Genomic DNA, 13,969 nt, shown 5'->3' on the forward strand with positions numbered 1-13,969 from the left:
AAAACAACCACTATATAACCTATCGGGTACCGTACACAACAATCGTTTTACCATGTGCCGAAATTAAATGCTGCTCTTCTAACATTTTAAGAATACGGCCAACGGTTTCCCTTGAACACCCAACAATTTGCCCTATTTCCTGACGGGTTATCTTGATTTGCATACCATCTGGATGGGTCATCGCATCTGGCTGCTTAGCCAAGTTGAGTAGCGTCTGGGCAATTCTTCCTGCGACATCAAGGAAAGCTAGATTACTTACTTTTTCAGATGTAATTTGTAAACGACTTGCCATTTGAGCGGCTAACTTCATTAAGATATCGGGATTAACTTGAATTAATTGCTTAAATTTTTTATATGAGATTTCAGCTACTTCACAGCTCGTTCTTGCTTTAACCCAAGCGCTTCGTTCCATATTATCTTCGAATAAACCCAACTCTCCGATAAACTCCCCTTGGCTCAGATAAGAGAGAATCATCTCTTTACCTTCATCATCTTTAATTAAGACGGCCGCCGCACCTTTGACAATATAATAGAGTGTTTCGGCTTTTTCGCCTTGGTGAATCAAAGTGCTTTTAGCGGGGTATTTATGAATATGGCAATGGGACAAAAACCATTCTAACGTTGTATCGGATTGTTGTTTACTAATAATCATTAGGCCTTGCTCCCGTTATACAATATCAAGTCATGATATAACACTATATCAAACTTATCAGCTGAATAACATATCAAAAATAAATTTCTAGCGGCTTTGTATTACTTGAACTAAACATACTCATCAAGCATTTTCAGATCAACTGTTTCATGCAGTTCTGACCAGACAAGAACTATTTTTTTTTGTTGTAATTGTAAACGAACATCCGCTACTTTTTCAGCTAATGTTTTCTCTGTCGCACCATAGTCAGTGCCTTCACGCAAGACAAACATCTCTAAAATATTTGTTAACGTCTCAGGTTCAAGATTTTGCCAAGGGATAATCATAATATATATTCAGCTGTTGCGATAAGTAGTAGCTATTATAGGAATATAAATACAAATTGCACGCATAACGATTAAATGTTGCTTAAAAAATAAACGACTTGGTTCAATATTAATAATTCGCACCGTTTATAAACTTTTGTCGATTTGATTATTAATCGTTTATTCAATGTATTAATGATGCGTTATCAAAAAAAAACCACTCTTACGAGTGGTTTTTGATTATCGAATAACAACTTATGCATCATCCGCTGAATTGAGTAACTCGGCTAAATTAGCTGTTGCTTCCTCAGCAGTGATTATTGACTCAGTCGGTTCAATCGTATCAGTAATCGTTACACGTTTACGTTGACGCTCTTTATGATAAGCATAACCCGTACCCGCAGGAATTAATCGACCCACAATAACGTTCTCTTTCAAGCCGCGAAGCTCATCATTTTTACCTGCCACCGCTGCTTCTGTTAACACACGAGTGGTTTCTTGGAATGATGCCGCAGAAATAAACGATTCCGTTGTTAATGATGCTTTTGTAATTCCTAGCAAGTCATGCATATACGTTGCAATTTCTTTACCTTGCGCTTCAAGTTCACGATTAATAATCTTAATACGAGATACTTCTAACTGTTCACCCTCTAATAAACGCGAGTTACCATTATTCATAATGGTTGCCTTACGCAACATTTGACGGACAATAACTTCGATATGTTTATCGTTTATTTTTACGCCTTGCAAGCGATAAACTTCCTGAACTTCATTGACGATATAACGGGTTACCGCATTTACACCACGTAAACGTAAAATATCATGTGGAGACTCAGGCCCATCAGAAATCACATCACCACGTTCGACATGCTCACCTTCAAATACGTTAAGCTGACGCCATTTAGGAATCATCTCTTCGTAAGGCTCACTACCATCAGCAGGTGAAATAACTAAACGACGCTTACCTTTTGTTTCCTTACCAAACGACACAATACCATCAACTTCGGCAAGAATTGCGGGTTCTTTTGGTTTGCGAGCTTCAAATAGATCAGCAACACGCGGTAAACCACCGGTAATATCTTTGGTACCAACAGAAGCTTGTGGAATACGCGCTAACACATCACCAACATTAATCTCAGCGCCATCTTCTAATTGAACTAATGCTTTACCGGGTAAGAAATATTGTGCTGGCATTTCAGAACCCGTTACAAAAACATCTTTACCTTTAGCATTAACAATTTTAATTGCTGGTCGTAAATCTTTACCGACTGACGTTCTTTCAGCGACATCGAGCACAACAATCGAGGATAAGCCAGTAAGTTCATCGGTCTGACGGGTAATCGATTGGCCATCAACCATATCAACAAATTTAACAAAGCCTTTCACCTCAGAGACAACAGGCATTGTATGTGGATCCCAGTTAGCAACCGTTTCACCCGATTTAACCGCACTGCCGGTACCTTTGGTTAAGATCGCACCATAAGGAACTTTATAAGTCTCTTTCATGCGGCCTAATTCATCAACAACCGTTAATGCAGTATTACGTGAAGTAATAACTAATTTTTTATCTGGATTAATAACAAACTTCGCATTAGTGAGTTTAATGTTACCATTATTTTTAACTTGTACGCTTGATTCAGCCGCAGCTCGTGATGCCGCACCACCAATGTGGAATGTACGCATCGTTAACTGTGTACCTGGCTCACCGATTGATTGAGCTGCGATAACACCAATTGCCTCACCTTTGTTCACTAAGTGACCACGTGCTAAATCTCGACCATAACATTTCGCACACACACCAAAATCAGTATCACACGAAACCACAGAACGAACTTTTACGCTATCAATTGACTCTGCTTCTAATAAATCACAGAAGCTTTCATCCAATAAAGTATTACGAGGAATCAGAATATCTGCACTACCGGGTTTTAATACATCTTCGGCTGTCACACGACCGAGTACTCGCTCACGAAGCGGCTCTTTCACATCACCACCTTCAATAACCGGCGTCATTACAACACCTTCAAGCGTACCGCAATCGTCTTGAATAACAACCAAATCCTGCGCTACATCAACTAAACGTCGAGTCAAATAACCTGAGTTAGCTGTTTTCAATGCCGTATCGGCTAAACCTTTACGTGCACCATGGGTTGAAATAAAGTACTGAAGTACGTTCAAGCCTTCACGGAAGTTTGCCGTAATTGGTGTTTCAATAATTGAACCATCTGGTTTAGCCATCAAACCACGCATACCTGCAAGCTGACGGATCTGAGCGGCAGAACCACGAGCACCAGAGTCAGCCATCATATAGATACTATTAAAAGAGGCTTGTGTCTCTTCGACGCCATCTTTATTAAGTACTTTTTCGGTCGATAAATTATCCATCATCGCTTTGGCAACACGTTCATTAGCTGCCGCCCAAATATCGATAACTTTATTATATCGTTCACCTGCTGTTACCAAACCAGATTGAAATTGCTCTTGAATCTCAGCAACTTCACTTTCAGCTTCACTAATAATTTCGTATTTCTTAGCTGGAATAACCATATCGTCAATACCAACTGATACACCTGAACGCGCAGCATATGCGAAACCAGTATACATCACTTGGTCAGCCAATATTACCGTCTCTTTCATGCCCAATTGGCGATAACAAACATTCAAAATTTTAGAAATAGCTTTTTTACCTAATGGTTGATTGACCACAGAGTAAGGTAAGCCTTTAGGCATAATTAACCATAAAATAGCACGACCAACGGTTGTATCGACCAATGAGATCGATGACTCCCATTCATCGGCACTATTACGATGATATTCAGTAATACGGACTTTAACGCGCGCGTGAAGATCAGCTAAACCTAAACGATAAACTTTCTCCGCTTCCTTAGGTCCAGTTAACACCATGCCTTCACCTTTCGCGTTAACACAATCACGCGTCATATAGTAAAGACCTAAAACAACGTCTTGAGATGGAACAATAATCGGCTCACCACTTGCTGGTGATAAGATATTATTTGTTGACATCATCAATGCACGTGCTTCAATTTGCGCTTCAATAGTTAACGGAACATGAACCGCCATTTGGTCACCATCGAAGTCGGCATTAAATGCCGCACACACCAATGGGTGCAATTGAATTGCCTTACCTTCAATAAGAAGTGGTTCAAATGCCTGAATCCCTAATCTATGAAGTGTTGGTGCACGGTTTAGTAATACTGGATGTTCACGAATAACTTCGTCTAAAATATCCCAAACGATCGCATCTTCGCGCTCAACCATTTTCTTCGCTGCTTTAATGGTTGTTGCATAACCACGACGTTCTAATTTACCGTAAATAAATGGTTTAAATAATTCTAATGCCATTTTTTTCGGTAAACCACATTGATGAAGCCGTAAGTATGGACCTACTGTAATTACAGAGCGGCCTGAATAGTCAACTCGTTTACCAAGTAGGTTCTGACGGAAACGACCTTGTTTACCTTTAATCATATCAGCTAAAGATTTTAATGGGCGTTTATTCGAACCGGTAATGGCGCGGCCACGACGACCATTATCTAATAATGCATCAACAGATTCTTGTAACATTCGTTTTTCATTACGCACAATAATATCAGGTGCAGCCAAATCTAATAGGCGTTTTAAACGGTTGTTTCGGTTAATAACACGACGATATAAGTCATTTAGATCAGATGTCGCAAAACGACCTCCATCTAATGGCACTAATGGACGCAAATCAGGTGGAAGTACCGGTAATACATTGAGAATCATCCATTCTGGTTTATTTTCTGACAGAATAAATGCTTCTAAAATTTTAATACGCTTAGTTAATTTTTTACGTTTAGTTTCAGAATTCGTGGTCAGCAATTCATCACGTAGCGATTCACATTCACCATTTAAATCTAGATTACGTAATAATTCCTGAATCGCTTCCGCACCCATACGCGCGTCAAATTCGTCACCAAACTCTTCAAGCGCATCTAAGTACTGCTCTTCAGTTAAAACTTGACCACGATCTAAATTGGTCATTCCGCCATCAAGAACCATAAATGATTCAAAATAAAGTACGCGCTCGATATCACGCAATGGCATATCAAGTAATAAACCGATACGGGATGGTAATGATTTTAAAAACCAAATATGTGCAGTTGGCGATGCAAGCTCAATATGACCCATACGCTCACGACGTACTTTAGCCTGAGTGACTTCAACACCACATTTTTCACAGATCACACCTCGGTGTTTTAAACGTTTATATTTACCACATAAACATTCATAATCTTTTACTGGACCAAAAATTCTAGCGCAGAATAAACCATCACGTTCCGGTTTAAAGGTGCGGTAGTTGATGGTTTCTGGTTTTTTAACCTCACCAAATGACCATGAACGGATCATGTCTGGGGATGCTAACCCAATTTTAATAGCATCAAACTCTTCAGTTTTCGTTTGTGCTTTTAGAAACTTTAATAAGTCTTTCACGAATTGGCTCCTATGGAGTTAAACCAACTGGGTAATAGCCAAAATACTGACTATTACCCGTATAAATAGCAATCTTTTAATGAAACAAATTACTCTTCATCTAATTCAATATTGATACCAAGCGAGCGAATCTCTTTTAACAATACGTTAAATGATTCAGGGATCGCAGGTTCCATACTATGATCACCATCTACAATATTTTTATACATCTTCGTACGACCATTCACGTCATCCGATTTTACAGTCAACATTTCTTGTAACGTATATGCAGCACCATAAGCTTCAAGTGCCCACACTTCCATCTCACCAAAACGTTGCCCACCAAACTGAGCTTTACCGCCCAACGGTTGCTGAGTAACAAGGCTATATGAACCGGTTGAACGAGCATGCATCTTGTCATCAACAAGGTGATTTAGTTTCAACATATACATATAACCCACAGTTACTGGTCGTTCAAATTTCTCACCCGTACGGCCATCAAATAAGGTAATTTGTCCTGATGTTGGTAAATCACCTAATTGTAGTAATGATTTAATTTCCGCTTCTTTTGCACCATCAAATACTGGCGTTGCAAGCGGCATACCATTACGCAGATTTTGCGCCAGTGTCATCACTTCTTGATCGGTAAAATCAGCAACGTTAACTTCTTGTGCAGCACCAAGCCCAAGATCATACGCTTTTTGAATGAATTCACGTAATTTAGCAAGTTCTTGTTGCTCTTTTAACATAGTATCAATTTTAATACCAATACCTTTCGCTGCCATACCTAAATGCGTTTCTAAAATCTGACCAATATTCATACGCGATGGAACACCTAGTGGATTTAGCACTAAGTCAACAGGGCGGCCTTGTTCATCATATGGCATATCTTCAATTGGGTTAATTTTTGAAATTACCCCTTTATTACCATGACGACCAGCCATTTTATCACCTGGTTGAATTTGACGTTTAACCGCTAAATAAACTTTAACGATTTTTAAGACACCCGGTTGTAAGTCATCACCTTGAGTGATTTTCATACGTTTAGCTTCAAGTTTCTTATCAAAATCAACTTTGATTTCAGCGTACTGTGCTGCTAACTCTTCAATTTGACCTTGTTTATCTTCGTCAGTTAAACCAAGCGTTAACCATCTTTCACGAGATAAGGCATCTAATTTACTACCTTCAATACCACCGCTAATTAACACATCTTTAACTCGAGCAAATAAAGCAGCTTCTAAAATCTTAAACTCTTCAGTTAAATCTTTTTTCGCTTGTTTTAATTGCATGTCTTCAATTTCAAGTGCACGTTTGTCTTTAACAACACCATCACGAATGAAAACTTGAACATCAATAACGGTACCAGAAACACCATTTGGTACACGCAATGAAGTATCTTTAACATCAGAAGCTTTTTCACCAAAGATCGCACGAAGTAATTTTTCTTCAGGCGTTAGTTGCGTTTCACCTTTTGGTGTCACTTTACCAACTAAAATATCACCGCCTTTCACTTCTGCACCGATATAAACGATACCAGATTCATCAAGTTTAGATAATGCAGCTTCACCAACGTTTGGAATATCAGCCGTAATCTCTTCTGCACCCAATTTGGTGTCACGAGAGACACACGATAATTCTTGAATGTGAATCGAGGTAAAACGGTCATCTTGAACTACTTTTTCAGACACTAAAATGGAGTCTTCGAAGTTATAACCATTCCATGGCATAAATGCCACACGCATATTTTGACCAAGTGCTAATTCACCTAAGTCCGTTGACGGTCCGTCAGCCAATACATCACCAAGCTCAACTTTTTCACCTAAATCAACACAAGGAATTTGGTTGATACAAGTGTTTTGGTTAGAACGGGTATATTTAGTCAAGTTATAGATATCAATACCCGCTTCGCCAGAGTACATCTCATCTGGGTTAACATTGATAACGATACGTGACGCATCGACGTATTGAACCGTACCACCACGCTTAGCGACAACAGTTACACCTGAGTCAACCGCAACCGCACGTTCCATACCGGTACCAACAAATGGTTTTTCAGCCTTAAGGGTCGGCACTGCTTGACGTTGCATGTTTGCACCCATCAAAGCACGGTTCGCATCGTCGTGTTCAAGGAATGGAATTAACGACGCACCTACCGAAACGATCTGCTGCGTTGACACATCCATATAGTGAACTTGTTCTGGATTATATAAACCAGACTCACCATTTAAACGACAAGTTACTAAATCTTCAGCGAAACGGCCTGTTTCATCTAAGTTCGAGTTAGCCTGCGCGATAACAAATGTACTTTCATCAATCGCGGACAAATAATTAATTTCATCCGTCACAATACCATCAACAACTTTACGGTAAGGCGTTTCTAAGAAACCGTATTCATTGGTTCTTGCATAAACCGCTAAAGAGTTAATTAGACCGATATTTGGACCTTCCGGCGTTTCAATCGGACAAACACGTCCGTAATGCGTTGGATGCACGTCTCGCACTTCAAAGCCTGCACGCTCACGAGTTAACCCACCCGGCCCTAATGCAGAAATACGACGTTTATGCGTAATTTCAGATAATGGATTATTTTGATCCATAAATTGAGATAATTGACTTGAACCAAAGAACTCACGAATTGCTGCTGAAATCGGTTTCGCATTAATCATATCTTGTGGCATAAGCGCATCAAGATCACCTAAAGATAAACGCTCTTTAACTGCCCGCTCTACGCGCACTAAACCAATACGGAATTGGTTTTCAGCCATTTCGCCAACACTTCGAATACGGCGGTTACCTAAATGATCGATATCATCAACTTCACCATGACCATTTCGTATTGCGATGAGTTTCTTCATCACTTCAATGATGTCTTCGCTAGAGAGAACGCCACTACCTTCAATTTCATCACGATTTAATGAGCGGTTAAACTTCATTCGGCCAACGGCAGATAAATCATAGCGTTCTTCAGAAAAGAATAAGTTAGCAAACAATGATTCCGCAGCTTCTTTTGTTGGAGGCTCACCAGGACGCATCATCCGATAGATTTCAACCAATGCATCTAACTGATTATGTGATGGGTCAACATTTAATGTTTCTGATATAAATGCACCATGATCTAAATCATTAGTAAATAATGTTTCAATTTTCTTATGGCCGGCATTAGTTAATTCAGCAAGTAACTCAAGCGAAATTGGCGTATTAGCAGGCGCAATAATATTGCCTGTAACATCATGCACATAGTTTTTGGCCAACACTTTACCAATAATATACTCGACAGGTACATCTATTTTTGTAATGTTGTCTTTTTCGAGTTGTCGAATATGTTTGGCAGTGATTCGTCGACCTTTTTCTACATAAATTTGACCTTTTGATTCGATATCAAAAATCGCGGTGTCACCACGCAAACGCTCAGGTACAAGATCCATTTTCAATTTAGATTTTGCAACTTCAAACACAGTTTTCTCAAAGAAAAGATCTAAAATTTGCTCAGTTTCAAAACCTAAAGCTCTTAAAATAATCGTTGCAGGTAATTTACGACGTCGGTCAATACGAGCAAATAAATTATCTTTAGGATCAAACTCAAAATCTAGCCAAGAACCACGGTATGGAATAATTCTTGCGTTATATAAAACTTTACCTGACGAGTGAGTTTTACCTTTATCACTATCAAAGAACACACCCGGACTACGATGCAACTGAGAAACAATTACACGTTCAGTACCATTAATAACAAACGTTCCATTATCAGTCATTAATGGAATTTCACCCATATAGACATCTTGTTCTTTAATATCCTTTACTGTTCCTTCTGGAGCATCTTTGTCATATATGACTAAACGTAATTTAACACGGAGCGGAGCAGAATAAGTAATTCCTCGAATCTGACACTCTTTCACATCAAAAACAGGCTCACCCATTTTAAATGAGACATATTGGAGTTCTGCGCTACCGCTATAACTCTTTATAGGAAAGATTGAACGAAAAGCGGCTTCTAAACCATATTGACCTTCAGGATCTTGGTCAATAAACTTTTGGAACGAATCAAGTTGAATAGAAAGAAGATAGGGTATATCCAACACTTGTGGACGTTTACCAAAATTCTTACGAATTCGTTTTTTCTCGGTATAAGAGTAAACCATTAGTTCCTCAACTTGCTGATCAGCCATGATACATAATGTCATATCACATTGGCTTTATTAAATATTCATCAGATCCTTATCACTTGATAATTAAATCTGACACCTGCTCGAAATATTTATAAATATCAATTGATTAGGTTTTTAATTATAGACTATTTCATTTATAATTACAGATAACATCTTTTTCGCATCTATACAGACGCAAAAAGGCTGGAGGTATAAAACCTCCAGCCATCAGCCTTTTCAGGCTGCACATAATAAATCAAACTTACTTAAGTTCGACCACAGCACCAGACTCTTCAAGCGCTTTCTTAAGAGCATCTGCATCAGCTTTACTTGCTGCTTCTTTAACTGTTGCTGGAGCTGATTCAACAAGATCTTTAGCTTCTTTTAAGCCTAAACCAGTTGCACCACGAACGGCTTTGATAACAGCTACTTTATTAGCACCAACGTCTTTTAATACAACGTCAAATTCAGTTTTTTCTTCAACGGCTTCAGCTGGACCAGCTGCTGCCACAGCTACTGCTGCTGCCGCTGACACACCAAATTTTTCTTCCATCATTGATACTAGTTCAACAACGTCCATTACAGACATTTCAGCAACTGCATCTAAAATTTGTTCTTTAGTGATAGACATAATATAGTTTCCTAAATAAATAATTTTTTAAATTAGTAAAAATTCGCCAATAAATACAAGTCAGAATTAAGCTGCTTCTTGTTTTTGATCGCGAACCGCTGCAAGTGTACGAGCCAATTTGCCAGCCGCGGCTTCTTTCATGGTCGACATCAAGCGAGCTAATGCTTCTTCATAAGTTGGTAATGTTGCTAAGCGATCAATATTTGCCGCTGTAATTAACTCACCTTCAAAGGCTGCTGCTTTAATCTCAAATTTATCATTTTCTTTTGCAAACGCTTTAAAAATTCGCGCTGCTGCACCTGGGTGCTCGTTAGAAAATGCAATAAGAGTTGGACCAACAAACGTATCTTTCAAGCACTCATAAGGAGTACCTTCAACAACGCGACGTAATAGCGTGTTACGAACAACACGAACATAAACGCCAGCTTCGCGCGCTGATTTACGTAATGCAGTCATTTTTTCTACAGTAACGCCACGAGAATCCGCAACAACTGCAGAAAGCGCACCTTTGGCAACTTCGTTAACTTCAGTAACAATCGCTTGTTTATCTTGAAGATTTAATGCCATTAGTTTTGCTCCTGAATTAAACTAGGCTTTCACCTAGACTCACTATAACTAATTATTAATATTAATAATTAGCACATTTACGGTGAGCAGAAATCCTGTTAATTCAACTATATTTATCTAATTAAAATAACTGTCAGGTTCTGTCACCGTCTACGTAGGAAAATTAAGCAATGATATCAATAAAATACACATCACACCTACGGTCTTGGACGGGGTCTGGAATAAGGCCAGACACCAACCGATTCTTTTTACTTAATCTAAAGTCAAAAAATTAAACTGTTGCACTCAAACTAGTTTGATCAATTGCAACACCTGCTCCCATTGTAGTAGACAGGCTAACTTTTTTAACAAAAACACCCTTAGATGATGCTGGTTTTGCACGTTTCAATGCAACAAGTAGCGCCTCTAAGTTTTCTTTCAATTTGTCGCCATCAAAGTCAACTTTACCGATGGTAGTATGAATAATACCATTTTTATCGTTACGGTAACGGACTTGACCTGCTTTAGCATTTTTAACCGCTTCAGCAACGTTCGGGGTTACAGTACCCACTTTCGGGTTTGGCATTAAACCACGTGGTCCAAGGATTTGACCTAATTGACCAACGATACGCATTGCATCTGGAGAGGCAATAACAACATCAAAATTCATTTCACCTTTTTTGATTTGTTCTGCAAGATCTTCCATGCCAACTAATTCAGCACCTGCTGCTTTAGCTGCTTCAGCGTTTGCACCCTGAGTGAACACAGCAACTCGGACACTACGTCCAGTACCATTTGGAAGAACAATTGCACCACGTACGTTTTGATCGGATTTACGCGCATCAATACCTAGATTAACGGCAACATCAACACTTTCAACGAATTTAGCAGTTGCTAATTCTTTTAATAGTGTAATTGCTTCATTAATTTCGTATTGTTTAGTAGCATTAACTTTTTCGCGGATAAGTTTAGCTTTTTTAGATAGTTTAGCCATTGATTAACCCTCCACTTCCAGACCCATTGAGCGCGCAGTTCCTTCAATAGAACTCATCATTGACTCAATAGTTGCACCATTCATATCAGCGGCTTTTAATTCGGCGATTTCGCGAATCTGAGCGCTCGTAATTTTACCTACTTTTTTCTTGTTTGGTTCGCCTGAACCAGACTTGATTTTAGCTGCTTTTTTCAATAATACAGCTGCAGGAGGCGTTTTGGTGATGAAAGTGAATGAACGGTCAGAATAAACGGTAATTACAACCGGAGTTGGTAACCCTTTTTCCATACCTTCTGTTCTTGCGTTAAACGCTTTACAAAATTCCATGATATTCACACCATGTTGACCAAGTGCTGGACCAACTGGTGGACTAGGATTTGCTGCACCAGCTGCAACTTGCAACTTGATGTAAGCTTGGACTTTCTTTGCCATCTTAATGTTTCCTTATCTCGGGTACATACGCCTCTGTTAAACCGATAACAGACAGCTCCCCTAAGTTAAAATGAGGGCAGCATTTTGCAACAAATATCAAAAAATAGCAATAATTATTTTAAATGCAGCCGCTCATCGGCGTTTAGATTTGACTATTATATAATAAAATAACGACCATAACATCAACAACTACATAGAAATTGTTAATATTTAGCGCACATGGCATATGCACTATCAAATTCGACTATAACATTACCTTCAGCAGTACCAACACTATAATTCATACCTTTAGTCAGAGAAGGTTCATTGGTAAAATAGAAATCATAATTAAACAATCTACGCAAATTCTTCACATCTGCCATCATATCTCTGGCATTACCGTCACCTGGCGCATAATAAAATATTTTCCCCCACTCCGCCATCACCCCTTCGCCAATAGCTCGACTATAACCATTATTTTTTAAATACCAATTTCCATGACTTAAAGAATCCGCAAATTCAACAAAGGTATAATATGAGTTACTCAGCTCCTTGCGGCTCGGTAAACGATCACCATTATTAGCGCACAACGTTTTTGCATTATCAAGCGTGATCCATTGTCCTAGTTTCGAGACAACATAGACCCAAGTATTGAGAGAAAAACGGTAATAAGAGCGTGCCCCTGTCGTGTTATTCACTACCAAAAAAACATAATCTGCATTTTTTTCGGGAACAATATCACTGAATTTAAACTCCGCTTTTGAACTGGCATTGGATGCACGCGCATCATTAGCCACCGCGGAATTGGGGTTGCTAATAATACTATAAGTGTAATTTGATATAGTGCCAAACGGAATAATACGGAATCGAGCATCCGGAAATGCCGTGGTTGGAAAGCTTTGCCCATTGGCATTAGTTGCCCAAGCATTAAACCCCTTACTTCGGGTAAATTGTTCAGTATTATAAGCATCGTCACGATTCACCCAATCACTGCCTGCAGAGGCATTATTCCCCCCTTCAGGCCAACCGTTTGGAATATTCAAAGCCAACACGCCAGGTTGTAAGTAACAAATGCCGTCTTTAGCATTAACCTTAAAACTTTTAGATAATACTTTTTCTGCTGAAGATGGTAATCCATATTCAGTACGGACTTGTATAATAAATATCGTCGTAACAACCGAATCACCTTTATAGGTAGATTGGCAAATATTACCGCCTAACCAATCCGTTGAATCAGCTGAAATGACATTGCCATTTGCATCTTCCCATTCATAAATGACCTGTTTTACCGCAAAAGGATTATCTTTGGCCAGATAATCGCCATCATCATCCTCAATATCATTGGCGCCTAATACCGAGAGATCAACTGTCGCAAAAAATGCACTTGGTGTTGTTGAATAAGAGACATAAAGCGTGTTATCAATACCAGGGATTAGCTCATATGACTGACCAATTTCAGATACAATATTAAAGGTGATTGTATCTAAAATTTTTTGAGCGACTTCATCAAAAATGTTGGGAGCATTACCTTGTATATTGGCCGCTGTTGCTACAGATAAGGACGCTCTGGCGTTAAATGGTTGAATAATTAATATACCTATTACAAAAAACAGTAGAAACGGGATTAACTGAGAAAATTCTACTTTATAAGATACGGACGACACAAAATGGCGACGACAAATGGCAGCGTTTTTCATATGTTCCTTATTTCCTTATTTCCGTGCTACAAAGATTATTTTTATCACATCGAGGGACATTATAATATCGATAATAACGATCGGTCAAGTTTGATTGATAGTCAAAACAAATCATAAAAAGCTGTTTGATCGA

At 38.9% G+C, this 13,969-nt stretch carries 9 protein-coding genes; all 9 read right to left on the reverse strand.

What is annotated here, in order from left to right; translation table 11 throughout:
- Positions 1 to 19: 19 nt before the first annotated feature.
- A complete protein-coding gene (crp, locus tag DES39_RS09780) occupies positions 20 to 652 on the reverse strand; it encodes a cAMP-activated global transcriptional regulator CRP (protein ID WP_121145616.1) in 633 nt (210 codons plus the stop codon).
- 110 nt (positions 653 to 762) lie between these two features.
- Positions 763 to 978 (reverse strand): YheU family protein, encoded by a 216-nt coding sequence (locus tag DES39_RS09785; RefSeq protein WP_121145617.1) that lies wholly within the window; start codon positions 976 to 978, stop codon positions 763 to 765.
- A gap of 234 nt (positions 979 to 1,212) precedes the next feature.
- Positions 1,213 to 5,433: a DNA-directed RNA polymerase subunit beta' gene (gene rpoC / locus DES39_RS09790; RefSeq protein WP_121145619.1), complete on the reverse strand. Its 4,221-nt coding sequence runs from the start codon at positions 5,431 to 5,433 to the stop codon at positions 1,213 to 1,215.
- Positions 5,434 to 5,522: 89 nt separating this feature from the next.
- Positions 5,523 to 9,551 (reverse strand): DNA-directed RNA polymerase subunit beta, encoded by a 4,029-nt coding sequence (rpoB, locus tag DES39_RS09795; protein ID WP_121145763.1) that lies wholly within the window; start codon positions 9,549 to 9,551, stop codon positions 5,523 to 5,525.
- Between the two features lie 268 nt (positions 9,552 to 9,819).
- Entirely contained in the window at positions 9,820 to 10,188 is a 369-nt protein-coding gene (gene rplL, locus DES39_RS09800) for a 50S ribosomal protein L7/L12 (RefSeq protein ID WP_121145621.1), read from the reverse strand.
- A 66-nt stretch (positions 10,189 to 10,254) separates the two neighbouring features.
- On the reverse strand, positions 10,255 to 10,755 hold the full coding sequence (rplJ, locus tag DES39_RS09805; protein ID WP_121145623.1) for a 50S ribosomal protein L10: 501 nt from the start codon (positions 10,753 to 10,755) through the stop codon (positions 10,255 to 10,257).
- 271 nt (positions 10,756 to 11,026) lie between these two features.
- A complete protein-coding gene (rplA, locus tag DES39_RS09810) occupies positions 11,027 to 11,728 on the reverse strand; it encodes a 50S ribosomal protein L1 (RefSeq protein ID WP_121145625.1) in 702 nt (233 codons plus the stop codon).
- Positions 11,729 to 11,731: 3 nt separating this feature from the next.
- Complete coding sequence (gene rplK / locus DES39_RS09815; RefSeq protein WP_121145627.1) at positions 11,732 to 12,160, reverse strand: 50S ribosomal protein L11; 429 nt, start codon at positions 12,158 to 12,160, stop codon at positions 11,732 to 11,734.
- A 203-nt stretch (positions 12,161 to 12,363) separates the two neighbouring features.
- The gene (locus DES39_RS09820) at positions 12,364 to 13,836 is read right to left on the reverse strand and encodes a hypothetical protein (RefSeq protein WP_121145629.1); all 1,473 of its coding nucleotides are present in this window, start codon (positions 13,834 to 13,836) and stop codon (positions 12,364 to 12,366) included.
- Positions 13,837 to 13,969 lie beyond the last annotated feature (133 nt).

It is taken from the genome of Orbus hercynius (assembly GCF_003634275.1).
GTDB lineage: Bacteria > Pseudomonadota > Gammaproteobacteria > Enterobacterales > Orbaceae > Orbus > Orbus hercynius.

Coding starts and splice junctions, on each gene's coding strand:
- crp (WP_121145616.1), bottom strand. CDS start 652: ATGATTATTAGTAAACAACAATCCGATACAACGTTAGAATGGTTTTTG.
- DES39_RS09785 (WP_121145617.1), bottom strand. CDS start 978: ATGATTATCCCTTGGCAAAATCTTGAACCTGAGACGTTAACAAATATT.
- rpoB (WP_121145763.1), bottom strand. CDS start 9,551: ATGGTTTACTCTTATACCGAGAAAAAACGAATTCGTAAGAATTTTGGT.
- rplL (WP_121145621.1), bottom strand. CDS start 10,188: ATGTCTATCACTAAAGAACAAATTTTAGATGCAGTTGCTGAAATGTCT.
- rplJ (WP_121145623.1), bottom strand. CDS start 10,755: ATGGCATTAAATCTTCAAGATAAACAAGCGATTGTTACTGAAGTTAAC.
- rplA (WP_121145625.1), bottom strand. CDS start 11,728: ATGGCTAAACTATCTAAAAAAGCTAAACTTATCCGCGAAAAAGTTAAT.
- rplK (WP_121145627.1), bottom strand. CDS start 12,160: ATGGCAAAGAAAGTCCAAGCTTACATCAAGTTGCAAGTTGCAGCTGGT.
- DES39_RS09820 (WP_121145629.1), bottom strand. CDS start 13,836: ATGAAAAACGCTGCCATTTGTCGTCGCCATTTTGTGTCGTCCGTATCT.